We start from the raw sequence: 23,319 nt of genomic DNA on the forward strand, positions 1-23,319 counted from the left end.
AACTACTCGCCGCCGCACCACGCGGCATACACGCCGCAATCCTCGGCGCCGCACCAGACCTATTCGTCGACATCCTCGGCGCCATGGCCGAACGCGGCCGAGTCGCCTGGACCGCAGACACCGGAGTCCCCGCCCACGCCACAACCGACGGCCACATACCCACCGCCGGCCTCACAGCAGTCCTCCGACGCGGCATCCGCGTCATCGGCTACCGAGCCTCACACTTCCAACACCTACGAGACCAAGTAGAAGCACTACTGACACCCGAACTCACAGCAGGACGACTCGCCGTAGAGCCCGCAGCCCCGCGCCGCTTCACCGACCTCCCCAAAGAACTAGCCGACACCGCCAACGGCTCACCCCACACAACCGACGCCTACCAGATCACCGACCAACCCGGCCCGCGCATTGACGAACGTGCTGCTCAAAGCGCGTGACCTTCGGGTAGGAGGGCAACCTCACCGTCCACTGAGGTACGCACCTCGATACCGAAGGCGGTGCCCAGGGCGTCCAGAGCGGGCTCGGTAAAGGCTGAACACGGCCGCAGGGCGCGTTGTCCCATATTCAGCTCTGGTCGGGCGCCCTCTCGATGATCAGGTCCCCGGACCCCGGTTCCAGCTCGACCGAATCGGTCAGGTGCAGGTGGCTGCCGGGGGGCACGTCCGCCTGGGCCAACGTGAGGCAGTGCTGGGCGAGTGACACCAGGCCCGCGGTGTTGGCGCGGATGACGACCTCGCCGGCCGCGGCGTCGATCTCGATGCGGAACCCGTCCGCCCAGGCGAACCGCAGCGATCCGCCTGGTTGGTAGTCCGGTAGTGTCACTCGCCGTTCCGTCATTGGATGCATCCGTTTGTGAAGTAGACATCGCCGTTCTAGGCCACGGCCATGCGCCACGTCTTCGGGTCGGGCTGCATGTACTCGAAGTCGCATAGGACCCGCCTCCGTGCTGCCCAGGATATGGCTGTCGCCCCCTCACCGGCGTTGAGCGTGTCGTCCACGTTGAGTTCCTAAGTCCCCCCTTCCGACCCGACACCAGGCGCCTGATAGCGCCCGCTACCCGAAATCGCAGGCTGAAGCCGGGCCTCACACCCCTCGTTCGGGGCGTTCGGAGCGTACGGGGCGTACGGGGCGTACGGGGCGTACGGGGCGTACGGGGCACGGACTCCGCGTTGTGGGTGGTGACCGCGTCGATCGCCCGGTACCCGCGGTCCGGCCATGTCGGTGCCGTAGGAACACCACGACCGGCCTGGCTCGCGGAGGCAACCGCCGCGGCGCCGCCCGCCGGACGGCCATGCGCCGGGACGGTGAATTCAGCGGTATAGCTTGATCTTGAGGGAGGCACCTGCGACAGAGCTGATAGCAGAGCCCATAGAAGCCCTCGGTCCGGAGGATCCGAACCGCCGGCGGCGTCAGCCGATGCGATCGACGCCCTGCTGCTGGACCGGCCGGTGAGCCGCAGGACCGGGCTCGATATTGCTCAAGACAGCGTCCAGAAGCCCTGGGAACCGCGTGTTGAACTCATCGCCCCGCAATCGAGCGCTCTGCTGCCGGCCCTGATGGTTCCGCCAGATCAAGCCTGACTCGCGCAGGATCCGGAAATGATGGGAGGCGTTGGACTTGCTGATGCCCAGCGCGCTGTAGATCACCGAGCACTCGGTCTCGCCGTCGCGCGCCAGCAGCTCCACGATCCGCAGCCGCAGGGGGTCGCTGAGTGCGTGCATCGCCGCTGCCAGGGGCACGTCGGCCGGGTCGGCGTGGAAGGCGTCGCGCATACGGCGAGTCTACCCCGCGGTCCAATGGTTCAACGTTTGTTGTACCTTTGAACTCATGCTGAACCCACGGATATACCTGCTCGCGCTGGGCACCTTCACCGTCGGCACCGAGGGCTACGTGATCGCCGGGGTGCTGCCACAAGTCGCCCGCGACCTGCACACCAGCGTTCCCGTCGTCGGACAGTTGGTCACCGTGTTCGCCCTGGCCTACGCGATACTCGGGCCGCCGCTCATCGCCCGTGCCCATGCGCTGCCGCCGCGCCGGTTGCTGGTCGGCGCCGCGCTGCTGTTCGCCGCCGCCAACGCCGTCGCCGCGCTCGCCCCCGGGCTGGGCGTCCTGGTGGCCGCGCGCATCGTGGCGGCGGCGGGCGCCGCGCTGTTCATGGCGCCGGCGGCCGCGATCGCGGCCGCCCTGGCCCCGCAGGATCAGTTGCCCAAGGCCATCGCCGTCACCGCCACCGGCAACGCCTTGGCTCTGACCGCCGGAGCGCCGCTGGGCACCGTCATCGCCTCCGCTTTCGGCTGGCGCGCGGCGTTCTGGTTCGTCACCGCGCTGGCGCTGGCCACAGCCGCCCTGGTCGCGACCCTGCTGCCGGACGTGCGCCCGGCCGGCGCCGGCCCCGGGCAGCGCGCCGACCTGGCCCGCTCCCCCGGCATCGGCTGGGCCGCCGCGACGACCTTCGCCCTGTTCCTGGCCGCCTACACGCTCTATACCTACCTGTCGCCGGTGGTCGCGGCAGCGACCGGGCGGGGCAGCGGCGCCGTCGCGATGTTGATGGTGACGTTCGGAACCGGCGGCCTGGTCGGCGGACGCCTCATCGGTCACGTCCTGGCCCGTGCCGGCCTGGCCCGCACCCTGCGCGCCGGCTTGGGCGTCGTCGCCTCGGTGATCGCGACCATCGCCGTACTCACCGCCACCGGACCACATCAGGACGCGCACCTCGTCGTGCTCTTCCCCGCGATGCTGATCCTGGGCGCCGCCTGGTGGTGCACGGGCATCAGCCAGCAGACCCGCTTCGTGCTGCTCGCCCCGGGCCAGCGCTCGACCGCACTGAGCCTGCACTTCTCAGCGCAGTTCCTCGGCGTCGCCGCCGCGGGCGCGCTCGGCGGCCTCACGCTGACCGCGTTCTCCGCGACCGGCATACCGCTCGCCGCCGTCGTGATCGCGCTGCTCGCGCAGCCGACTATCAAAAGGCTGCCTTAAACCGCCGCGGCAGAACGCGATAGTTCACACTGGCCCCTGCCTTGCCCTGCCCCGCCCCGCCACGCCCGGGATCGGCATCTCGGGGGCGGGTACGGCCGGCCGATCCGCTCGGCGATCACCGGCCCCGGCATCCGCGGCCCAGAGCCAAGCTTCGGTCGGCACGGGCCGACGCGTAGGGATCGGTCGCCAGGACGGGTCCTCTAGAACACGGCATAGTCTCAGGCCCCCTATACAGTCCGCGCTGTTTGCGGACGGCAAGAACGCTTCAGAATTGCGAAGGGAGTCACCATGGGGCGGGTTGTCCGTTGCTCCTGGTTCTTGGCGGTGCTCGCGGCGGCCGGGTGCTCGTCGTCTGGTCAAATCGGTGCGGCCCGGCCGAGCGCGGCCCAAAACGCCGCCGCTTCCACAGCCACATCCACGTCCACGTCCACAGCCACGCCCACATCGCCGAACGCGAACGCATCGCCTGCGGTCGATGTGAGCGCCTCGGGGACCTTGACGGTCTGGCTCGAGGAACCTGCGCAAGCCACCTGGCCAGATGCCGTGCGCCTCGCCGCCAACAAGTTCGACCAGGCCTATCCGAACGTCAAGATCACCGTGGCTTTCCAGAACTGGAGCAGCGGCTACGCGGCGAAGGCCGAGGCTGCGATCCAGTCGACGACGCCACCTGACGTCGTGGAACTCGGCACCACCGAGACCGGCGGCATCATCAGCCAGGGCTCACTGTCGGACATCACGGCGGACAAAGCCACCTTCGACAACTCTTCGACGTGGCAGGACGTCCTGGCTCAATCGTGCACATCGAACGGCAAGCTCTTTTGCGTGCCGTACTACGCCGCCAAACACGATGGCGTCATCGTCGGCGGCTCGGACCTCGCGATCCCGGCGACGTCACAGCATCGTCTCTGGGCCGAGGCCTGGATCAAGGCGTTCACCTCGGACGCCACCGAGCAGATGTTCGCGCAGAAAGGCAGCGGCGCGCCTGGCGGCTTCACCTACCTCGCCAACACCACCTCGATCCCCTGACCAACGATATCCACGATCCCGCAGCTCAGTGGCGCTAAAGCTGGTGATGGCTGTACCGCCCTCATCGGTTTCCTACTCCTCGCCCACCTTGATCGCGGCGTCGAACAGCGCCGCGGCCGCCGCGCGGGCCGTGGTGGCGGCCGAGGGGTCGCGGTCCATCCGGGCCGAGACTCCGGACCCGTCGTACAGCAGGTGCAGCTGCCGGGCGAGACCTTCGGAGTCGGCGACGCCGGCCTCCCGGGCCAGGTCGGTGAACATCGTCCGCACCCAGTTCCGGTACCGGGCGTTGGCGCACTCGACCGGCCCGCCGGGCTGAGCCTCGGCGCTGGCGGTGATGTGGGCGCAGCCGTTGAAGCCGGGCTCGGTGAAGATCTGGCCTTGGGCGTCGAAGACCCCCAGCAGACGCTCGCGGGGCGTCCGGAACCGGGTCAGGGTGCGCTCGATCCCCTCGCGGGTACGGTCCGTGCGGGCGTCCAAGTAGGCCTGGACCAGCTCGTCCTTGCTGCCGAACACGTTGTAGAGCGAGGCCTTGGCGACGCCGGCCCTGTGCACCACGCGGTCGATGCCGACGGTCTGGATGCCCTCGCTGTAGAACAGCTCATCGGCGGCGGCGAGCAGGCGCTCGCGCACGGACGGCTTCGCGGCAGCCGCGGCGGCCGTGGCGTTGACCTTGGCGGGCATGGATTCCTTCTTCCAGACTGGCGGTACAGTCCATTGCTCGACTCGGGGCCCTATCCGACTCCTACCCGCTTCAACAAGACTAGACAGACCGGTCTTCCCAGTCAACGCGAAGAGGCGGTCCCGCGCCCCGGTGACCGCCTCTGGCGTGCGCGGCCCGGCTAGTCGGCCGCCCTGTTTGCTACCTGTCCAGGAACAGCTTCGTGTGGGTCACGAACCGCTCGGGGTACTGGAAGTGGGCGCCGTGGTTGGCGTCCGGGTAGAGGATCAGCTCGGCGTCCGGCAGGAACTGCTGGAGGATGTAGGAGTTGATCGTCGCGATGATGATGTCGTCGGTGCCGTTGACCACCAGGACCGGGACCTTGATGCTCTTCAAGATCGCGTACGCCGGGTCCTTGGTGGTGCCGTAGGTGTGGATGGCGGTGCCCTGACCGGCATAGACCTGCTCGCCGAACGGGGAGGCGTCTCGGTCCTCGCGGGCCACGATCCGCTCGACGTACTCCCGGCCCAGCTTCTGGCTGGTCTCGGTCGGCGCGAACAGGATCGGCAGCCACATGTCCTCCTGCCGAGGCAGCTTGACGCCGAACAGCGCGCCGATCTCCGCGGGCGACTCGCCGATACCGACGCCGCCGCGGGGGCCGGTGCCGACCAGCACGAGCTTGCGGACCAGGTCCGGCCGCTGGAGGGCGACCTGCTGGGCAACCAGGCCGCCCATCGAGTGGCCGACCAGGTCCGCGGCGGTCAGACCCAGGGCGTCGATGAAGGCCGCGGCGTCGGTGGCCATCTGCTCGATGGTGTCCGGCACCACGCCGGACGTGGAGGCGACTCCGGTGTTGTTGAACAGGATGACCTCGCGATCGGCGGCGAACCCGTCGCCGATCGCCGGGTCGTGATCGTCGAGGTTGCCGATGAAGTGCTGGAAGAACACGACCGGGGTCCGGCCGGAATCCTGGTTGCCGAAGCGGCGGTAGGCGAAGCGGATGCCGCCGGCGTCGACGAACTGGGTGGGGGCGGTGTCGTGTGTGTGGTCGCCCATGGTGGCGCTACTCCTCGGATCGGTGGTTGACGTGCGTCGGCTGGCCGCGCGGTGGTCAGTTAGCAGCCGGTTGGCGGTCAGCTGGTGGTCATGCCGCCGTCGACGTTGAGGATGTGGCCGGTGATGTACGAGGCCTCGTTCGACGCGATGAACACGATCGCGTCGGCGAGTTCTTCGGACAGACCGAGGCGATCCAGCGGGACCTGCGCCACCAGGGCCGCCTTGTTCTGCGGCGTGCCGGTGAACCGGGTCAGCATGCCGGTGTCCGTGGGGCCGGGGGCCACGGCGTTGACCCGGATTCCCGCCTCGGCGACCTCCAGCGCCACCGACTTGGTGATGCCTTCCACGGCGTGCTTGCTGCCGACATAGACCGAGGCCCCGGCCGCACCCGCATGCCCGTAGGTCGAGGAGATGTTGACGATGCTGCCGCTGCCCTGCTTCTGCATGACGCGCACCTGGTGCTTCATGCTCAGGACGACGCCCAGGACGTTCGTGTCGAACGTGTCGTTGAAGCTCTCAGGGCTCTGGTCGGTGATCGGGCCGGGTCGGCCTTCGGTGCCGGCGTTGTTGACCGCGACATCCAGCCGGCCGAACCGGGCGACGGCCTGGTCGACCATGGCGCGGACATCGTCGTCCCGGCGGACGTCGGCGTTGATGAACTCAGCCTCGGCGCCGAAGGCACGCAGCTCCTCGGCGAGTTCCTTGCCGGCCTCGTCACGCCGACCGGTGACGACCACGTTCGCGCCCTTCTTGGCGAAGGCGACGGCCGCGGCGCGGCCGATGCCGGTGAGCGCACCGGTGATCAAAACAACAGGCTGATCCATGTTCATGCTCCTGTGGGTGGGTTTCGTGCGATGGGGGTGCGGTCAGACGGCGGTGCGGGTCAGCCGACGGTGCGGATCAGACGGCGGTGCGTCCGCCGTCGACGGGGACGACGGCGCCGGTGATGTATCCGGCGGCCGGTGAGGCCAGGAACGCGATGACGTCCCCGATCTCCTCGGCCTGTGCCGCGCGGGACAGAAGCGTGGTCTTCCCCAGGGTTGCGATACGGTCTGCCGCGGCGCCGCCGGTATAGGCCGGTCCGGGGGCGATGGTGTTGACCCGCACGCCGCGCGGGCTGTACTCGGCGGCCCAGGAGCGGGTCAGCGCTGCCAGCGCCGCCTTGGTGGCGCTGTAGGCGGCGCTCCCGGCCAGGCCGATCTGCCCGACCATGCTGCCGAGGTTGATGATGCTCCCCCGGCCGCGCTCGGCCATCTTCGGCGCGATGGCGGCGGTGAGGTAGTACGCGCTGCGCACGTTGGCGTCGAACAGCGCGTCGTACTTCTCGGGTTCCAGCTCGGCGCTGGGGCCGAACCAGGAGAACCCGGCGTTGTTGACCAGGACGTCGACGCCCCCGGCCGCAACCGCCAGTTCCCTGATGGCTTGGACGTCGGTGAGGTCGGCGGCGAGGAACTCCGCGCTGCCGCCGGCGTTCTCGATCTCCTTGACCACCGCGGCTCCGCGCTCAGTGTCACGGCCGTGGACCAGGACCTTGAATCCGTCCCGGGCGAGCTTCAGCGCGGCGGCCCGGCCGATACCCGATGTCGCGCCGGTGACCAGGGCTGTGGGCGTCTCGGTCATGATCGTACCTCCGATTTATGATTAGACCGGTCTGTCTAGTCATGGCTTCAGCTAAACAGGCCAACCCTGTCTCGTCAAATCGAGAGGACAAGCATCGATCGGATTGGCCAGCATGCTGCTTATTGACGTCGAAGGAAGCCAGTGCCTACGATTGCCGCACGAACTAGACAGACTGGTCTGGATATTCTCGAAGGCAAGGAACAGCGCATGACCACACGAGAGCCCAAGATCCCCAGGCCCGACCACCCGATCACCGTCGAACCCACCGGCGCGCGGGTCGTGGTTCGCGTCGGCACGCACGTGCTGGCCGACACCACCAGTGCCCTGACGCTGAGCGAGGCCGGCTATCCGCCGGTGCAGTACATCCCGTTGGTCGATGTCGACCTGAGCTTGCTGACGGACAGCACCACCGAGACGCACTGCCCGTAAACCGGCTCTCCGGCGATCGGCAGCTGACCGAAGGCCGCCTACTCCCCCCAGGCGCTGGCCATCGCCCACGCCGGACGGTAGTTCCTCGCCAGCGACTCGTCGAACAGGACCACCAGCGAGTCCGGAAAATACCGCGGTTCGCCGTTCCCGCCGATCTCGCCCAGCGCGATGGCGACGCTCGCGCCGCCTTCGAAGTCGATCCGCGTTGAGAACAGGCTGGGCGGCGCGTCGGTGTCGCTCTCCTGCCATGCGAAGACTACGTTCTGGACCTTTCTGCCCATGATGGGTGCCCATTGCCCCGTCGTATCGGCACGGACACCCACGGATCCGCCCGATTCAGGCACGTCGGCGAGGTAGCCCACTGAGATGCCCTCGACGACGCCGTCCCGCTCCCAAGTGAACGCCGCAACCGTCCGGTCGGCGAGGACGAGGAAGACGTCCAGGTCGACTTCGTGGCACTCGCCTTCGGGGGCCGCGCCGTGGCCGCCGGATCCGGTCTGGCGGTACCAGACCTGCGCGATGGCTGTGGTCGTGAGAGCGGAGCGGATCCCCGCGACGCGGGCGGTGTCCGCCATCAGGACTGGGAGATCCTTCATGGGATGTAGTCGACCTTCCCGAAGTGTTGGAAAGCGCCCGAGTTGCATTCGGTCCCGCAGGCGTCGCGCCATTGCAAGCTACGGCTGCGCTGATGGCTGCGGTGGGCGACGCCGCCGCATACTTACCCAGGGCGGAGAAGTGGCGGCGATACTTCAGTGCCTGCGTTCAGAAGCCGGCCTTCGTCAGTTCCTGCGAGCTGCACCGACCCCGACCACCACTACACCTTCGGGCACTACACCTTCAGGCCCGCGCGCGTCGGTGCCTACGTCGCCGCACATCCGCGCGCCGGGACACCCCCGACACCCCTGACGCCATCCGCCGTACCGCGGGCGTGTCCATCGCCGCGCTCAAGCAGCGTACGACTCTGATCCGAGGCCAGGGTGCTGTGCCGCATCGCCGCGGTCGCGGACAGCACGTACGTCCTCGCAGTCAGTCTGCGCTAACAGAGAACGCGTTAGCAGAGAACAGAGAGAAGAACACTGTGAAGAACAGGTTGTCGAGTAGGTTCGGCCTGCGCGAAAACGGCGGGCTTCCCGAAAGCGCCGACTCATCCGAGAACACCGGCCTGACGCGGCGTGCGCTGGTCGGTGGTGCGGCCGCCGTCACGCTGGGCCTACCCGCAGCCGCCACCTTCGCTCTACCCGCCTCCGACGCCGTCGCGGCGGCGCCGACCGACTCCCCCGGCGGTGGCGACGAGGCGACGTCCCGGGAGCTGGCCCGCGAAGTCCTGCTGGTCAGCGCCGACGAGCAGAGCGATCTCAAGCTCGAGTACCTCAAGATCCTGATCGACGGCCGGCTGCCCGCGCCGACAGCGCGCAAGCGGGTGCTGGTCGTCGGAGCCGGCGCGGCCGGGCTGACCGCGGCGCGCCTACTCATCGCGGCCGGGCACGACGTGGTGATCTTGGAGGCCAACGGCAGTCGGGTCGGCGGGCGGATCAAGACCTTCCGCGGCATCTTCTCCGACCCGCGGCTGCACGCCGAGGCCGGCGCCATGCGGCTGCCGGACGCCCACCCGCTCGTCCTCGCGCTCGGCGACAAGCTCGGCCTGACCCGCCGTCTGTTCTACAACGCCGACGTCGCCCCCGGCGCGGTGTCCACCGGCAAGATCCCGCCGGTGACGTACACCTCGTTCACCGGCGAGACCTGGACCAACGGTCCCGGCGGCACGGGGTTCAGCGCGCCGCCGGCCACCGGACTGTCGCTGATCACCTCGAACGACCTGACCCGGACCCGGAACGCGTACGCGCAGAATCCGAGTGCGCTCAACAGCCTGTTCGGCACGGATCTGGCCACCACGACCACGGCCGCGGCGAGCGCGGCGTTCGCTCCCGTGGTCGTGTCCGGCACCACCCCGATCGCGACGCAACTGGACGGCTGGACGCAGCTCTTCCGTGATTTCGACGGCTACTCCACCCAGCGGTACCTCGTCGAGAACCAGGGCTGGGACACGCCCCGGCTACAGGCCGTCGGCACCGTGGAGAACCTCACCTCACGCCTGCACTACTCGCTGATCCCGACCCTGTTCGACCACGCGCTGATCAGCCCGACGAACCGGTACTGGGAGTTCGAGAACGGGACCGCCTCCCTCACCGACGCCCTCGCGGCCCCGCTGAAGGGCCTGATCCGCACCAACCGCAGGATGACCAAGCTCATCCAAGACGGACAGGGAGTGACGATCGAGACCACCGCCGAGTCGGGAAGCGAAGACTCCTGCGACGGCGCACCGATCGGCCCGGTCGAGACCTTCCACGGCGACTACGCCATCATCGCCGTCCCCTTCAGCGCCCTGCGCTTCTGCCAGATCTCACCGCTGATGTCCTACCCCAAGCGGCGCGCGGTGGAGGAACTCCATTACGACAGCGCGACCAAGGTGCTCCTGGAGTTCAAGACGCGCTTCTGGGAGCGCGGCCCCGGCGGCTTCACCGGCGGCGGCAACATCTCGGACTACCCGAGCCGCTTCACCTACTTCCCCTCGCACGCACCCCAGGGATCCCGCGGCGGCGTGGTGCTCGCGGCCTACTGCTGGTCGGACGACGCGATGCGCTGGGACTCCCTGACCCCGGGCGAACGCTACGCACTCGCCCTGGCCGACATGGCCCGCATCTACGGAAACCAGGTCTACACCGAGTTCACCGGTATCGGCGCCACTCAGTCCTGGGCCAGGGCCCGCTACGCCCTCGGCGAGGCCGTCGTCGTGACCCCCGGCCAACTGCACGAACTACACCCGGCCACGCGCACGGTCGAGGGCCGGGTGCACTTCGCGGGCGAGCACACCAGCCTCAAGCCGGCCTGGATCGAAGGCGCGCTGGAGTCCGCGGTACGTACCTTCCTCGAGGTGCACGCACGCTGATTGAAGCGTCCCGGGTCCCGGCCACGGCGATAGCTTTGACAGCAGGTCAGGACCCGTTGACTTGTACGCACCGCCCGCTAGGGCGGCAGGTACAAGTCAACGGGTTCCAATTTGCTAACTGTGGTGCACCCGATGGGACTCGAACCCACACGCCCGCGAGGGGCCCCGGCTTCTCAGGCCGGGCTGTCAACCAGTTGCAGCACGGGTGCTCGCCGGTGGTCGCGCCGCCGATGGGGGCGCGGCCGCCGGTTGTGCTTCCGGCGGGATTCGAACCCGCACTGGCGGCGTCCTGAACGCCGTGCCTCTGCCGTTGGGCTACGGAAGCTTGTGGTGGTTGGGCTGGGGGCGGACGGAAAAGGGCCGCCCGGCCGGAGGTCTTCCTTCCGGCGGGCGGCCCTGGGACCGTCACGTGGTGACGGTCAGGCCGAGAGCTCCTCCGGAAAGTGCGCAAGGGACAGGGACCGGAGGACGCACAGTCGGGTCGCTTCGACGGTCATGTCCCTGCTCCTTCCTTCGATCTCGGCTTCGGAACTGCTTTGATGGGGACAGTTTGCCGGGTTCGCAGAGTGCGGACAACTGATTTATCCGGCCGGTAAACTTATCCGGCCGGAGCGGAGGGGCGGACGCGGCCGGTGCGCTTGACCGACGCGAGGATCGGCGTCACCTCCAAGCTGCGCACGTCCTCAAGCGCACCGATGGTCGTGGTGAGGAAGGTGTAGAGCGCGCCGAGGTCTTCGGCGGCCACTGCCACCATCAGGTTGGCCGCCCCGGTCGTCGCGGCGGTGAACCGCACTTGGGGGTGGCGGCTCAGGGTGTTGCCGGCCGCTTCCAGGGTCGCGGGGCCGGTGGCGATCCAGAGCAGCGCCTCACTGGCGATGCCGAGCAGGCCGAGGTCCACTTCGCACGCGAGGCGGACCATGTTTGCGGCCAGCAGCGTGTCCAGCCTGCGGCGGACCGTTGATGCGGACGTGTCCAGCAAGGCCGCGAGTTCGCTGTAGCCGGCCCGGGAATTGACGATGAGCTGGTTGATGAGTGCCTCGTCGAATGACTGGATCGCGGGCGCCTCGATGGGCTCGTGCTCGATGGACGTCATCGCTTCCAGCTCCTGCGTGCTCAGCAGCCCGCCGCTCCAGGCGAAGCCCGCCGGGAACACCTTCATCAGGTCGTAGGCGTCCCACGACAGCACGTCGGCGGTAGCGGGCAAGTCCCGCAGCAGCAGCGTGTTGCGCGACTCGGCGCCGTCGAGAAACAGGACACTGCTGATCTCGTTGCCGCCGCCGAGGATGTCCACCCAGATCGTGTCCGGACGCCGCGCCAGCCCGGCGGCGATGGCCTTGATCCGGCTGGGGCGGCAGCGGATCCGCAGGACGATCGGCACGATCCCGGGGAACCGTGCGGGATTGCGCACCGCGGTCAGGCGGAGCGTGCCGTCGTGCAGCAGCGGTGCGGCCCGGCGCACGATCGTGCGCTCGGACAGGCCGAGGAAGTCCCCGATGGTGCGCCACGACGCCCGCGGTGCGGCCATCAGCACCGCCGCGATCCGCCGGTCGGTCTCGTCCAGCTGCGCGCGCCGCGCTTGTCGTGGATCCGCCATCTGGAGCACCTTTCTTGTCTGCTATCGATCAGAGTAGGCCATATCCTCGATGGTTTCCGCCGCTCGGCGATACACCAGAGACGTCCCCACCAACGCAAGGGAAACGCAAGGAAGGTGACATCGATGAACATGCTGAACCGCCCGATCGCCGACACCGAGTCCGGCAACGTCCAGGGAGTCCTTGAGGACGGCATCGCGGCGTTCCGCGGCGTCCCGTACGCGGCCTCCCCGGTCGGCGATCTCCGCTTCGCCGCCCCGCAGCCGCACCCGAAGTGGATGGAGCTGCGCGACGCGTCCCGCCCCGGCCCGTCCGTCCCGCAAAGCGCCTCCCGGCTCGAAGCCGTGATGGGCCGCCGCACGCCGGACTGGGACGAGGACGGCTCGCTCACCCTCAACATCTGGACGCCGCAGCATGCTGACAAAGCCTCCGAGGCGCGGCCCCGGCCGGTCCTGATCTGGTTCCACGGCGGCGGCTTCTCCAGCGGCTCCGGCGGCTGGGACTGGTACGACGGCCGCAACCTGGCCGCCGCCGGCGACATCGTCGTGGTGACCGCCAACTACCGCATCGGCCCGCTGGGCTACCTGTATCTGCCGGAACTCGGCGTGGAGAACCTCGGCACGCAGGACCAGGGCGCCGTGCTCGACTGGGTCGCGCGCAACATCGCCGGCTTCGGCGGGGATCCGGAGCAGATCACGGTCGGCGGCCAGTCGGCGGGCGCCTTCTCCAGCCTCTACCTCGCCGCGTCCCCGACCACCGGGCCCATGGTCAAGCGGGTCATCATGCAGTCGGCGCCGTTCGGGCTGGTGGCGCAGGATCCTGATGAGGCTGCCGAGCACGCGCGCCGCTTCGTCGACGTCCTCGGCCTGACCGGCAGTCTGGACGTGCTCGGCGCGCTCCGAGCCGTCCCGGCCGAGCAACTGCTGAGCGCCTATGGACGACTCGCCGGGGAACTGTCCCGTCCGGGCGACGTCGCGCCGCCGATGTATCCGGTGCTCGGCGGCCCCGGGATGCCCGCGGCGTGGGAGCAGGCGGTCGCCGACGGACGCTTCGACGGCAAGCAGATCCTCGCCGGTACGACGAAGAACGAGATGACAGCGTTCTTCGGCTTCGATCCGCGTATCTCAGCACTCAGCGATGATCAGGCTCGTGCGATCGTGGCCGGTCAGGTCGCGGATGGCGCCGAGCGGTACGACCGCATCGCCAGTCACGGCGCCGCGCCGCGCGACGTCCTCACCGAACTCGTGACCGAAATCGTCTTCCGTGACGGGACGCTGGCCATCGCCGACCACCAGGCCGCCGCCGGTTTCGACACGTACGTCTACGAGTTCGACTACACCCCGATCGACGACCCGGCGCACCTCGGCAGCACGCACTGCGCCGAACTCCCCTTCTTCTTCAACACGATCGACACCTACCCCGACAGCCCCATGCTGGGCCGCCCGACCACCGCGACCCGCGAACTCGCCGCGAAGTTCTCCCGCGCCGCCGCGACCTTCGTCGCCACCGGCCGCCCGGCCGACAGCGACTGGCGCCGCTACGAGTCCGGCGACCCCGGCGACTCTGGCGGCTCCGGCGGCTCCTCGACCGTCCGGCACCTCATCTGAACCCTGAAACGCGTTCATTGACGCGCCCGGTCTCCGGCGCGACACTGGGCCAGCAACATTCATAACCCTGTCACCATTTCACATACGTGAAACATCCATGCTGGGCGGAACAGGAGACCTTCGTGATACGCAGACGCACGACATCCCGGATACTCGCGGCCCTCACCCTCGTCGCCGGCTTGCTGGTGCCGTCGGCCGCGGCCTCCGCCCAGCAGAGCCCGCAGCCGGCAGGAGCGGCGGGAGCGGCGCACGGGTTCCAGATCCCGCAGACCGTCGTCCTCAACGGCGTCCAGATGGCGGTGACCCGAGAACTCGTGCGCGCCGGGGTCCCGGCCTTCCAGACCCCGCTGGCCGAGCTGCGTCAGCAGGCTGACGCCGCGCTCACCACCGGCCCGTGGTCCGTCATGGACAAGCCGCAGCTGCCGCCGAGCAACGACAAGCACGACTACCTGAGTCAGGCCCCTTACTGGTGGCCGACCACGCCCGCCACCACCGCGAACCCGTGGGGCTGCCCGTACGTGCAGAAGGACGGGGTGCGCAACCCGGCGATCGACGACATCACCGACCACGCCGAGCGCGGCGAGATGTTCAACGCCGTCTACGACCTCACGCTGGCCTGGTACTACACCGGCGACCCGGCGTACGCGCAGCGCGCGGCGTTGGACCTGCGCACCTGGTTCGTCGACCCGGCGACCCGGATGAACCCGAGCCTGGACTACACGCAGTTCATCCCGTGCATGGTCAGCGGCCGGGGCATCGGCATCATCGACTTCTCCCAGCAGTTCACCGACATCCTGGACGCCGTCGCCCTGCTGAACACCGGGGCGCCCGGCTGGACCGGCGCCGACCAGGCCGGGATGACGACCTGGAACAAGCAGTTCCTGACCTGGTTGCAGACCAGCAAGAACGCCTCCGACGAGGCCGCCTCGACCAACAACCACGGCTCGTTCTTCGACATGCAGGAGGCGGCGCTCGCCCTGGCGACCGGGCAGCCGGCGCTGGCCCGGTCGATCGTCGTGACGGCGGAGAGCAAGCGGCTGGACGTGCAGATCGCCGCGAACGGCGGGCTGCCGTTGGAGCTGTCGCGCACCCGCAGCTTCCACTACTCCACGTTCGACCTGGTGGCGCTGACCCGGCTGGCGATGATCGGGCAGCATGTCGGCGTCGATCTGTGGCACTACAGCACACCGGACGGCGGCACCCTGTTCAAGGCGGTCGACTTCGTCGTGCCGGCGGCCACCGGACAGGCGGCCTGGACGTATCCGGAGCTCCAGTTCCAGGCGTTCGCCGCCGTCGACGTGGTGCACGCGGCGGCCGATGCCGGGGATCGGACGGCACGCGCCGCCGTGGCGAAGCTTCCGGTGCCTCCGGGTGGGGATTTGTGGCTGCTGCGGCCGGCGCCTGAGCAGTTGGACCCGATCAGCGGTTCGTAGTTAGCAGGAACTCAGTACCGGAACTCAGTACGGGAATTCAGTACGGGAATTACAGCAACTCAGTGCAGGAACTCGGTGAGTAGCGCCAGCAGTACCTCCGGCCGGTCGAGCGGAATGATGTGTCCGCACTCTGCGATGTCGCGTCCGGTGACGTCGTCGGCGATCGGCCGGAGCTGGTGGTAGAGCGCCGGGCCCACTGGCTGCGCGCCGATCGCGAGGGTCGGGACGGTAAGGCGACCACGACCGCCGGCCGTCGCGTCGTCGATCTGGCGGGCGGTGGTGGGCATGGCACGGTAGTGCTCGAAGGCGCAGCGCAGGGATTCGGTACCGGTGTAGGCGGCGGCGAACGCGTCGCGGACATCGGCGGGGATACCGCGTCCCCGCGTTCCGGCTGCCAGGAACCAGTCCACGTATTCGGGCTCGTGGCCGGTCAGGACGGTCTCGGCCAGGCCCGGCACAGCGTGGAAGCCGAACCACCACGGCGCGCCGCCGGACAGGAAGTCCTCGGCACCGGGCAGGCGGCCGAGGAGCGCTTCCATCAATACCAGCTGACGGACGAGGTCCGGGCGGCGCATGGCGAGCAGGAAGGCCGGGGGCGCGCCGGCGTCGATGCCGACGACCGCTGCCGAGTCGATGTTCAGGGCGGCCAGCAGGGCTTCGGCGTCGGTGGCGAGGTTTTCGGCGTCGTAGCCGTCGGCGGCGCGGGTGGTGGCGCCGAGGCCACGCAGGTCTGGGGCGATGACCTGGTAGTGCTCGGACAGCGGGCCGATGACCGCGCTCCACAGCTGCCAGGTGTGGGGGAAGCCGTGCATGAGCAGGAGCGCCGGGCGAGTGCCGGCTCCGCTGACGGCGACGTTCACCTCGATCCCGTTGGCGGGGACACGGAGCAGTTTTATGGGCGGCAGCTCTATTGGCGGAAGTTCCATGGGCGGCAGTTCTATGGACGCGGGCATAGGTTCTCCCAGGTGCGATGCGGTTACCATTGGATATCACGTAACTGTAGGAGAGCGATGGAGCGGCGCCAAGACGGCACTTCTCCGTCAGGTGGTGAGGTGGAAGTGACCGCCCTGGTGGACGACGCGCGTGGCGACCTGTTCGATCCGGCCTGCCCGACCCGCGAGTTGCTGGACCGGATCGGGTCGAAGTGGACGTCGATGGCCGTGAAGGTGCTGGCCGAGGCGGCGCCGCAGGAGGTGCGGTTCGCCGAGCTGCGGCGCCGGATGCCGGGCGTCTCGCAGAAGATGCTGTCGACGACGTTGCAGGCATTGGTACGGGACGGGCTCGCCGGGCGGCGCGTGGAGCCGACCGTGCCGCCGCGGGTGCACTACAGCCTGACCAGGCTCGGGCTGTCGTTGGAGCAGCCGCTGGCTGTGCTGCGGGCTTGGGCTGAGGAGCATATGGCGGAGATCGACCGCGCCAATCGGGAGGCGATCGATGCGATCGCCAGCCAAGGTGGGTCTGCCGGCCTGGACGCACTCGCTGCTCCGGGCGTGTCCGGCACTCAGAGCGCGTCCCCCGGCCAGCCCGCGAACCTGTAGCGCCCCACGGTCCGCAGCCATAGCCTGGACTGTGTGGAGTCCCCAGCCAGTCCGGCGCCGGGGGCCACGGCCTCGACCGGCGTGATCCGTACCCGGGAACTGACCAAGGTCTACCGGGGCACCGACTTCGCCGCCGTCGACCGGCTGGACCTCGATGTGCGGCCGGGTGAGATCTTCGGCCTGCTCGGCCCGAACGGCGCGGGCAAAACCACCACGGTCGGCATGCTCACGACCCGGGTCGTGCCCACGTCGGGGCAGGCGTCCGTCGGCGAGGTGGACGTGGTGGCGCGGCCGGCGCTGGCCAAGCAGCTGCTCGGCGTGGTGTCGCAGCAGAACACGCTGGATCGGCAGCTCACAGTCTGGGAGAACCTGTACGTGCACGGGCTGCTGTTCGGCGTCCCGCGCGCCGAATCGCGCCGCACCGCCGACCGGCTGCTCGACCAGTTCCATCTCGCCAAGTGGGCCAAGGCCTCGGTCTTCGCCCTGTCCGGCGGCATGGCGCAGCGGCTGATGGTGGCGCGCGCCATCTTCCACCGGCCGGCGGTGCTCTTCCTGGACGAACCGACCGCCGGCCTGGACCCGCAGAGCCGGCTGGCGTTGTGGGACATCCTGGGCGAGCTGAACGCCGACGGCCAGACCATCTTGCTGACCACGCACTACATGGAGGAGGCCGACCGGCTGTGCCGGCGGGTGGCGATCATGGACCACGGCCGCATCCTGGCCCTGGACACGCCGGCCGAGCTCAAGCACGGGATCGACGCCGACACAGTGGTAACCCTGCGCGCCCGCGGCGACCTCGACGCGCTCGGCGCCGCGCTGCGCGGGGAGGTCAGCGGCATCACGCGCGTGCGGGCCGCCGGCGGCAGCCTGGAACTGCACCTGCGCGGCGCCGACGGCTCGCTGGCGCGGATCGTCATGGCGACCGAGGCGGCGGGGTACGACGTGGCCGACCTGTCGGTGGCCGCGCCGAGCTTGGAAGACGTGTTCATCGGGCTGACCGGCAAGGAGCTGAGGGACTGATGGCGGCCATGCAATGCATATCGAGACGGCCCGCCGCTCCGACATCGCCGACATGGCTGACGTCGCTGACGTCGCTGACGTCGCCGGCAATAGCGCCGAGCTCCGCGACCGCGTGACGGCGCCGAGCCCGAGGAACCACCTTGTCGACCACGCCGGTGAGGAGCTGAGCAGCTGATGGCGACCGCACGAGCCGACTCCGCCCGGCCCGGCGCCGCGCTGCCCGGCGCCGCCCGGCCGCAGATCCGCTCCCATCCCGCGCGCTCGGCGGCGGCCGCGTCGCGCACCGCGCTGGGGGCGCTCATCCTGCGCGATCTGATGGTGCTGAAGAAGCACTTCGGCGAGTTCGTGGCGCGGACGCTGGTCCAGCCGTTCCTGCTGGTCTTCGTGTTCCTGTACGTGTTCCCGACCATCGGGCAGGGCATCGGGGGCGGGGGTGGGGCGCGCAGCGAGTCGGCGTTCGCGACGGTATTGGTGCCGGGCGTGGTCGGTATCTCCATCATGTTCCAGGGCATTCAGGCGGTGGCACTCCAGCTGGCGTCGGAGTTCGGCTACACGCGCGAGATCGAGGACCGGGTGCAGGCCCCGTGTCCGATCTGGTTGGTGGCCTCGGCGAAGGTGCTCTCGGGGGCGGTGCAGGGCATGATCTCGGCGCTGCTGGTGTTCCCGATCGCGGCGGTGGTGCACGCCAAGGGCGTGCACGCGGACCTGTCGTACCACTGGTGGATCGTGCTGACGCTGATCCCGCTCGCCTGCGTCGCGATGACGTCGCTGGGGCTGCTGCTGGGCACCACGTTCGAGGCGCGGAACATCGGGCTGATGTTCGGGTTCGTGGTGCTGCCGCTGACGTTCCTGGGCGGGACGTACTACGAGTGGACGCGGCTGGCGCCGGTCAAGGTCGGCGGGTTCCCGTGGTTGCAGACGGTGGTGCTGGTCAACCCGCTGATCTACATCAACGAGGGCATGCGGGCGGCGCTGACGGATGCTCCACACATGCACTTGTACGTGGTGTACCCGGTGTTGATCGGGTTTCTGGCGCTGTTCCTCGGCGTGGGGCTGCGCAACTTCAGGCGGCGGGTGCTGTCGTAACGGGTGCTGTCGTAGCGAGTGCTGTCGTAGGAGAAAGAACAATCAGAGCGCGGGCGAAACGGCCGGGCGCCGCACGCCGAACCACTGCATGGCGGCGAACTCCTCGAACCGCTCCACCTCCGTGAACCCCAGCTTCGCCGCGAGACGCCGCGCGCGGTCGTTGGCGACCTGCGTGCAGAGCACCACCGGCTCCCCGGGACGCAGGTCGGCTATCCAGTCCAGCGCAGCCTCGCACGCCTCGGCCGCATACCCGCTCCCCCAGGCGTGCGGGAAGAACAGGTAACCGATCTCGGTCTCGCCGCCCTCCCGACGTACGTGCCCCGGACGCTCCGCGGCCCGCCGGTCGAGCGTTATCAGCCCGATCAGCGCCCCGGCGAGCTCGACCACGAAGAAGCCGAAGCGCTGCCCGGGCACTTCCGGCGCCGTGCGCTCCAACTGATCCCGCGGCCGGCCGCCGCCGATGTAGGCGCCGACTTCCGGCGAGGCGAACATCTCGATGATCGCCGCCCGGTCCCGGGCCTGCGACGCCCGCAGCATGAGCCGTTCGGTCCGGATCGGGGCGGGGGGCCAGGCAGGCTCGGATTGCGACACAACCGGCAAAATATCGCAGGATCCTGAAGGCTGGAATCTCCCGCGCCAGCCGTCCGGCACCGCAGCAGACACCCACCGGCGGTACCTCACCCTTTGACCGGATACGAGTCCTGGGCGCTACTGCCTGTTACGGCGGTGAGGGTCCCGGCGACGACCAAGACCGGGATGCCGAGCAGGAATGGGGCGTGGAGTCCGAGGCGGCTCGCTGTGATGCCGCCGAGGCCGGCCCGGGCGAGGGAGGCCGCGGTGATGACGGCGCCGTTGATGCTGATCACTCGTCCCAGCAGGTGCGCGGGTACGGTGCGCTGGATGGTGGTGCGCGCCTGCACGTTCCAGATGGCGAAGGCCATGCTGCTGGTGGCCAGGACCGCGGCTGTGAGGCTCACTGAGCTCGTCGTGCCCAGGGCCAGTGGCCGGCGGCGGCCAGGGCCAGGCAGGCCAGGGTCGTCATTCTCACTCCGATCCGCCGGGTGAGGGCGGCGGCGAAGAATCCACCGCTGAGGCCGCCAATGGCTAGCGGGAACGCCGCCGCGCGGACGCCGTCGCCCAGATTGGACAGCAGCGTTGCCGACCAAAGCCGCCGATAGGTGCACCCAGCGCCAGTGTCGCCATCCCCGGGCTCCTCGCGATTGGCACTCCACTATTGAGAGTGCCAACGAAATCGGTGTTGGCACTCTCGCGCCAAGAGTGCCAACACTGATTCAGCTGTATCAGCTCCCGTACACCTCGAACGACCACAGCGAATAGCCGTAGCCGGTCCCTCGCGCCGTCCCGTACATCCGGACGTACCGCCCCGACCCGGCTAGGCCGGTCAGGTCCTGCGTGCCGCCGGATCCGGTGGTCGTGTCGTAGATGGTCGTCCAGGTCGTACCGTCATTCGAGGTCTGGATCTGGAACGCCTGCCCGTAGGCCGCCTCCCAAGCCAGCTTCACCTCGTTGATCGTGTGCGTGGCGCCCAGATCCACCTGGAGCCACTGCGGATCGGACGGGTCGCTGGACCACCGGGTGTTCGGGTTGCCGTCGGTGGCCAGGTTCGCCGCGTAGTTGCCGCCGGACTGCGCCGAGGATGCGGTGGTCGGCTTGTTCTGGGCCAGATCGTTCCCGGCCACGGTCCAGGTGAAAGTGGCATTGCCCGCCGCGCCGGTGGTGTCGGTCGCGGTGACGACGGCCGTGGTGGCGCCGTTGCCGGTCGGAGTACCGGTGAGCTGGCCGGTCGTGGTGTTGACGGCCACGCCGTTCGGCAGGCCGGTGGCGCTATACGTGAGTTTCTGCCCGGCCGCCGAGTCGGATGCCCGGATGGCCAGAGGACTGATAGAGGTACCGGCAGCAGAGGTCTGATTGCCGGGGCTGGTCACCGTGATCGTGTTGCCGGGGTGGCCGGACACCGCCGTGAATCCGAGCGCCTGCGCGGAAGCCGGCCGGGTGTCTCCGCCGCTCCCGGAGTTGTCCCAACCCCGCTGCGGGGAGGTGGCGACCGGCAGCGAACCCGAGCCGGTCAGGCTCAGGGCGAGGCCGCTGTACCGGTTGACCAGGCGGTAGGACCCGGTGGCCGTCGAGTGACCGCGTGCGGACGGGGACTGCACGATCGTCTGGATCGACCACTGCTGTCCGGTCGTCGGCGCGGCACCGGGCGCGGCGGCACCAGACGTATCGGCGCCGGGCGTGCCGGCACCAAGCGCGCCGAGCGAGACCGGCGCGTCCCAGGCGCGTCCGGTGTTCGAGGTCGAATTCACCCCGAGCACCCGGCCCGAACCACTGTTGGCGACGGTGAAGAACCCGTCGCCGGTCGGCGTGAACTTCCACGCCTGGGCCGAAGACGCGCCAGCCGAGCCGGCGACCGTCGTCAGCGCCGAACCGCGCTGCGCCAGGTACCGGCCGTCGCCGGCGCCGATCTCATACGACACACCGCTGCTGACCGGACCCTTCGGCAGCGCGGCCGAGGACTGCGGCGCGATCGTCACCGGCGAGTACTCGCTGGTGTAGGTCGAGCAGTAGTACGCGCAGTAGGAACGGAACGTCTTCCCGACGACCGTGGAACTGGTGACCGTCGAGGAGTCCAGGAACCACCGGTACCACGCCGCGTTCGGCAGGCTGGACACCAGCCCCATGTCCGTCCACTTCTGCGTGGCCAGGTCGTCGGTGGTGTAGAAGTGCAGCGGCGTCAAGGTGTTCGTGGCCTGCGCGATGTTGTTCTGCGGCGTGCCGATGTACTTGCCCAGATACGCGTCCCACGCCACGTTCATCACCGCGAGCTGCGAGTTGTCCGGCATCGTGCCGGCCGCGACCTGCGCGCCGACGCTTCCCGAGGTGGACGGCTGGTAGTCGTCCCCAGAGGCGACGTACCCGCTGCCGACGCCCTCGGCCGGGATGATGTCGCTCTCCGGGCCGCCGACGCCGGGGCTCTGCCACGCGCCGTCGTACCACTTGCGCCAGGACGAGGTCGCCATCTTCTGCGAGATCGGGGCGCGCGCCACGTGTTGCAGCCACACCGTCCCGCCGCCGCTCTTGTCCAGGACCCGCGTGGCGTAGAAAGCGTAGAAGTAGCCTGATGCGTAGTCCACGAACAGGCGCTGGTCGCCGTCGCCGTAGTAGTAGGTCTGGTTCGGGAACTGCTTGGTGTCATCCCGGGCGGTGCTGAAGGGCGAGGTGACTGCGTGCCCGGCGATGCTCCAGGTCGCGCCGTGGTCCTTGGAGACCGCGTAGTCGATGGCGTCGTAGTGCAGGCCGTCGCCGAACGGCTGCGGGGTGAACTCGTTGTGGATCAGTCCGTACCACCAGCCGGTGTCCGGGTCGACCCAGGTCCCGGACAGGTCGCAGTAGTTGCGTTCGGCGTATCCGGACCCTGATGGGGCGTTGGTCGACGTGACCCCGGTCGGACTGTTGTTGCAGCGCCAGGTGGTGTCGCCGTTGCTGTCGTTCTTGTTGGCCGGGTTCACCGCGGTGCTGATCGGGGCGAGGGTCGCGGTGTCGAAGTCGCTGCCGGAGTAGAAGCTCCACTGCCGGCTGTCGGTCGCGCCGTACAGCGAATGCGACTGCTGGTAATAGAACTGGCCGTTGGCGTCGGTGTAGACCGAGGCCGGGGTGTCGTCCGGATTCGGGTAGTTCACCGGGGTTCCGGCCGACAACGTGTACTGCGGCGGCGGCGCGGTGGTGGCCTTCCACACCTCAAGGGACTGCGAAGGGTCACACGGTTCCAAGCCGATCCGGGCGTTGTCGGCGGCCGATCCGCCTTGCACTTCCAGGCATTTGCCGGACTTGACGCTGTACACGGTGCCGTCCGGCAGCCACTTGAACTTCTGCTGCGCCGCGCCGGGCGAGCAGGCGTAGAGCTGGGCCAGGGCGCCGTTCGCGTCGGAAGCGCCGGTGATGTCCAGGCACTTGCCGGAGGCGGTCACGCTTCCGTCGCCGTTCCAGGTCCAGTTCTGCGCGGACGAGCCGTCGCAGGCGGCGAGTTGGACGACGTTCTGCGCCTCACCCAGACATTTGCCGCCGATCGTCACCACGCCCGCGGTGGGCGCCGTGGCGGCTGAGGCTGTCGGAGCGGGGGCGGCTGCCACGCCTACTGCCGCCAAGGCCACAGCTCCCAGGGCGGTGGCCACCCTCGTCGGTATCGCCGGTCTCGTTCTCACAGGTCGAACCTCCGGTCGTAGTTAGTTAAAGTAGGATCCAAACTATTGAGGCGGACGTCAATACCCGGGACGATCGCGCATGCCACGATGGGCCGGAACGAAAGGGGCAGG

Annotated in this window: 22 protein-coding genes, 2 tRNA genes and 1 pseudogene; 11 read left to right on the plus strand and 14 right to left on the minus strand. The window is 69.1% G+C overall.

The window, feature by feature from the left end; all coding sequences use genetic code 11:
* The coding region (locus tag IZR01_RS13365; RefSeq protein ID WP_194923997.1) for a hypothetical protein at positions 1–437 on the plus strand (437 nt) is incomplete at its 5' end.
* 127 nt (positions 438–564) lie between these two features.
* Here IZR01_RS13365 and IZR01_RS13370 read toward each other — a convergent pair.
* On the minus strand, positions 565–837 hold the full coding sequence (locus IZR01_RS13370; RefSeq protein WP_194892593.1) for an Imm32 family immunity protein: 273 nt from the start codon (positions 835–837) through the stop codon (positions 565–567).
* A 572-nt stretch (positions 838–1,409) separates the two neighbouring features.
* Positions 1,410–1,772: an ArsR/SmtB family transcription factor gene (locus IZR01_RS13375; RefSeq protein ID WP_194892592.1), complete on the minus strand. Its 363-nt coding sequence runs from the start codon at positions 1,770–1,772 to the stop codon at positions 1,410–1,412.
* Positions 1,773–1,827: 55 nt separating this feature from the next.
* On the opposite strand from IZR01_RS13375, the gene IZR01_RS13380 reads away from it, so the two are divergent.
* Positions 1,828–2,976 carry an MFS transporter gene (locus IZR01_RS13380; RefSeq protein WP_194923998.1) on the plus strand — a complete coding sequence of 383 codons (1,149 nt, stop codon included), beginning with the start codon at positions 1,828–1,830 and terminating at the stop codon, positions 2,974–2,976.
* A gap of 324 nt (positions 2,977–3,300) precedes the next feature.
* Positions 3,301–4,002 (plus strand): extracellular solute-binding protein, encoded by a 702-nt coding sequence (locus tag IZR01_RS13385; RefSeq protein ID WP_323747000.1) that lies wholly within the window; start codon positions 3,301–3,303, stop codon positions 4,000–4,002.
* Between the two features lie 72 nt (positions 4,003–4,074).
* On the opposite strand, the gene IZR01_RS53210 is transcribed toward IZR01_RS13385, so the two are convergent.
* From IZR01_RS53210 to IZR01_RS13405, 4 genes are all read right to left on the minus strand, one after another.
* A complete protein-coding gene (locus IZR01_RS53210) occupies positions 4,075–4,683 on the minus strand; it encodes a TetR/AcrR family transcriptional regulator (RefSeq protein WP_194892589.1) in 609 nt (202 codons plus the stop codon).
* Between the two features lie 178 nt (positions 4,684–4,861).
* Positions 4,862–5,716, minus strand: coding sequence for an alpha/beta fold hydrolase (locus IZR01_RS13395; RefSeq protein ID WP_194892588.1), 855 nt, complete (start codon positions 5,714–5,716; stop codon positions 4,862–4,864).
* 77 nt (positions 5,717–5,793) lie between these two features.
* Positions 5,794–6,540, minus strand: coding sequence for an SDR family NAD(P)-dependent oxidoreductase (locus IZR01_RS13400; protein WP_194924000.1), 747 nt, complete (start codon positions 6,538–6,540; stop codon positions 5,794–5,796).
* A 76-nt stretch (positions 6,541–6,616) separates the two neighbouring features.
* On the minus strand, positions 6,617–7,336 hold the full coding sequence (locus IZR01_RS13405) for an SDR family NAD(P)-dependent oxidoreductase (protein ID WP_194892586.1): 720 nt from the start codon (positions 7,334–7,336) through the stop codon (positions 6,617–6,619).
* Between the two features lie 207 nt (positions 7,337–7,543).
* On the opposite strand from IZR01_RS13405, the pseudogene IZR01_RS13410 reads away from it, so the two are divergent.
* A pseudogene (locus tag IZR01_RS13410) lies at positions 7,544–7,762 on the plus strand (DUF427 domain-containing protein); the annotation flags it as partial.
* Between the two features lie 41 nt (positions 7,763–7,803).
* On the opposite strand, the gene IZR01_RS13415 reads toward IZR01_RS13410, so the two are convergent.
* Positions 7,804–8,361, minus strand: a complete 558-nt coding sequence (locus IZR01_RS13415; protein WP_194892584.1) for a hypothetical protein — start codon at positions 8,359–8,361, stop codon at positions 7,804–7,806.
* Positions 8,362–8,843: 482 nt separating this feature from the next.
* Between IZR01_RS13415 and IZR01_RS13420 the strand changes: the two genes are divergently transcribed.
* Positions 8,844–10,712: a flavin monoamine oxidase family protein gene (locus tag IZR01_RS13420; RefSeq protein WP_194924001.1), complete on the plus strand. Its 1,869-nt coding sequence runs from the start codon at positions 8,844–8,846 to the stop codon at positions 10,710–10,712.
* Between the two features lie 121 nt (positions 10,713–10,833).
* Here the strand turns inward: IZR01_RS13420 and IZR01_RS13425 are convergent.
* The 3 genes from IZR01_RS13425 to IZR01_RS13435 form a co-directional block, all read right to left on the minus strand.
* Positions 10,834–10,921 (minus strand) — tRNA-Leu (locus tag IZR01_RS13425).
* A 43-nt stretch (positions 10,922–10,964) separates the two neighbouring features.
* A tRNA-Leu gene (locus IZR01_RS13430) sits at positions 10,965–11,037 on the minus strand.
* A 273-nt stretch (positions 11,038–11,310) separates the two neighbouring features.
* A complete protein-coding gene (locus IZR01_RS13435; RefSeq protein WP_194924002.1) occupies positions 11,311–12,306 on the minus strand; it encodes an Lrp/AsnC family transcriptional regulator in 996 nt (331 codons plus the stop codon).
* A gap of 123 nt (positions 12,307–12,429) precedes the next feature.
* Here IZR01_RS13435 and IZR01_RS13440 point away from each other — a divergent pair, with 123 nt between their 5' ends.
* Both IZR01_RS13440 and IZR01_RS13445 read left to right on the plus strand, forming a co-directional pair.
* Positions 12,430–13,911 carry a carboxylesterase/lipase family protein gene (locus IZR01_RS13440; protein ID WP_228559378.1) on the plus strand — a complete coding sequence of 494 codons (1,482 nt, stop codon included), beginning with the start codon at positions 12,430–12,432 and terminating at the stop codon, positions 13,909–13,911.
* Between the two features lie 122 nt (positions 13,912–14,033).
* The gene (locus IZR01_RS13445; protein WP_323746998.1) at positions 14,034–15,344 is read left to right on the plus strand and encodes an alginate lyase family protein; all 1,311 of its coding nucleotides are present in this window, start codon (positions 14,034–14,036) and stop codon (positions 15,342–15,344) included.
* Between the two features lie 59 nt (positions 15,345–15,403).
* On the opposite strand, the gene IZR01_RS13450 is transcribed toward IZR01_RS13445, so the two are convergent.
* On the minus strand, positions 15,404–16,270 hold the full coding sequence (locus IZR01_RS13450; RefSeq protein WP_194924003.1) for an alpha/beta fold hydrolase: 867 nt from the start codon (positions 16,268–16,270) through the stop codon (positions 15,404–15,406).
* 84 nt (positions 16,271–16,354) lie between these two features.
* On the opposite strand from IZR01_RS13450, the gene IZR01_RS13455 reads away from it, so the two are divergent.
* From IZR01_RS13455 to IZR01_RS13470, 4 genes are read left to right on the plus strand one after another with little or no spacing between them, the layout of a single operon-like run.
* Entirely contained in the window at positions 16,355–16,882 is a 528-nt protein-coding gene (locus IZR01_RS13455; protein ID WP_194924004.1) for a winged helix-turn-helix transcriptional regulator, read from the plus strand.
* Positions 16,883–16,915: 33 nt separating this feature from the next.
* Positions 16,916–17,902, plus strand: a complete 987-nt coding sequence (locus tag IZR01_RS13460) for an ATP-binding cassette domain-containing protein (RefSeq protein WP_194924005.1) — start codon at positions 16,916–16,918, stop codon at positions 17,900–17,902.
* Positions 17,903–17,915: 13 nt separating this feature from the next.
* A complete protein-coding gene (locus IZR01_RS13465; RefSeq protein WP_194924006.1) occupies positions 17,916–18,077 on the plus strand; it encodes a hypothetical protein in 162 nt (53 codons plus the stop codon).
* Positions 18,077–18,988: an ABC transporter permease gene (locus IZR01_RS13470; protein WP_228554093.1), complete on the plus strand. Its 912-nt coding sequence runs from the start codon at positions 18,077–18,079 to the stop codon at positions 18,986–18,988. The genes IZR01_RS13465 and IZR01_RS13470 overlap by 1 nt, the downstream gene beginning before the upstream one ends.
* A 42-nt stretch (positions 18,989–19,030) precedes the next feature.
* Here the strand turns inward: IZR01_RS13470 and IZR01_RS13475 are convergent, their stop codons facing one another.
* The 3 genes from IZR01_RS13475 to IZR01_RS13485 all read right to left on the minus strand — a co-directional run bounded on the left by IZR01_RS13475 (position 19,031) and on the right by IZR01_RS13485 (position 23,178).
* Complete coding sequence (locus IZR01_RS13475) at positions 19,031–19,525, minus strand: GNAT family N-acetyltransferase (protein ID WP_194892596.1); 495 nt, start codon at positions 19,523–19,525, stop codon at positions 19,031–19,033.
* Positions 19,526–19,665: 140 nt separating this feature from the next.
* The gene (locus IZR01_RS13480; RefSeq protein ID WP_194924007.1) at positions 19,666–19,965 is read right to left on the minus strand and encodes a hypothetical protein; all 300 of its coding nucleotides are present in this window, start codon (positions 19,963–19,965) and stop codon (positions 19,666–19,668) included.
* Positions 19,966–20,289: 324 nt separating this feature from the next.
* Positions 20,290–23,178 carry a discoidin domain-containing protein gene (locus IZR01_RS13485; RefSeq protein ID WP_194924008.1) on the minus strand — a complete coding sequence of 963 codons (2,889 nt, stop codon included), beginning with the start codon at positions 23,176–23,178 and terminating at the stop codon, positions 20,290–20,292.
* Positions 23,179–23,319: the final 141 nt, after the last annotated feature.

The sequence above is a fragment of the Catenulispora pinisilvae genome, from assembly GCF_015356865.1.
In the GTDB taxonomy this organism is placed as follows: domain Bacteria; phylum Actinomycetota; class Actinomycetes; order Streptomycetales; family Catenulisporaceae; genus Catenulispora; species Catenulispora pinisilvae.

Coding starts and splice junctions, on each gene's coding strand:
- IZR01_RS13370 (WP_194892593.1), bottom strand. CDS start 837: ATGACGGAACGGCGAGTGACACTACCGGACTACCAACCAGGCGGATCG.
- IZR01_RS13375 (WP_194892592.1), bottom strand. CDS start 1,772: ATGCGCGACGCCTTCCACGCCGACCCGGCCGACGTGCCCCTGGCAGCG.
- IZR01_RS13380 (WP_194923998.1), top strand. CDS start 1,828: ATGCTGAACCCACGGATATACCTGCTCGCGCTGGGCACCTTCACCGTC.
- IZR01_RS53210 (WP_194892589.1), bottom strand. CDS start 4,683: ATGCCCGCCAAGGTCAACGCCACGGCCGCCGCGGCTGCCGCGAAGCCG.
- IZR01_RS13395 (WP_194892588.1), bottom strand. CDS start 5,716: ATGGGCGACCACACACACGACACCGCCCCCACCCAGTTCGTCGACGCC.
- IZR01_RS13400 (WP_194924000.1), bottom strand. CDS start 6,540: ATGGATCAGCCTGTTGTTTTGATCACCGGTGCGCTCACCGGCATCGGC.
- IZR01_RS13405 (WP_194892586.1), bottom strand. CDS start 7,336: ATGACCGAGACGCCCACAGCCCTGGTCACCGGCGCGACATCGGGTATC.
- IZR01_RS13415 (WP_194892584.1), bottom strand. CDS start 8,361: ATGAAGGATCTCCCAGTCCTGATGGCGGACACCGCCCGCGTCGCGGGG.
- IZR01_RS13435 (WP_194924002.1), bottom strand. CDS start 12,306: ATGGCGGATCCACGACAAGCGCGGCGCGCGCAGCTGGACGAGACCGAC.
- IZR01_RS13440 (WP_228559378.1), top strand. CDS start 12,430: ATGAACATGCTGAACCGCCCGATCGCCGACACCGAGTCCGGCAACGTC.
- IZR01_RS13450 (WP_194924003.1), bottom strand. CDS start 16,270: ATGGAACTTCCGCCAATAGAGCTGCCGCCCATAAAACTGCTCCGTGTC.
- IZR01_RS13455 (WP_194924004.1), top strand. CDS start 16,355: ATGGAGCGGCGCCAAGACGGCACTTCTCCGTCAGGTGGTGAGGTGGAA.
- IZR01_RS13465 (WP_194924006.1), top strand. CDS start 17,916: ATGCATATCGAGACGGCCCGCCGCTCCGACATCGCCGACATGGCTGAC.
- IZR01_RS13470 (WP_228554093.1), top strand. CDS start 18,077: ATGGCGACCGCACGAGCCGACTCCGCCCGGCCCGGCGCCGCGCTGCCC.
- IZR01_RS13475 (WP_194892596.1), bottom strand. CDS start 19,525: ATGCTGCGGGCGTCGCAGGCCCGGGACCGGGCGGCGATCATCGAGATG.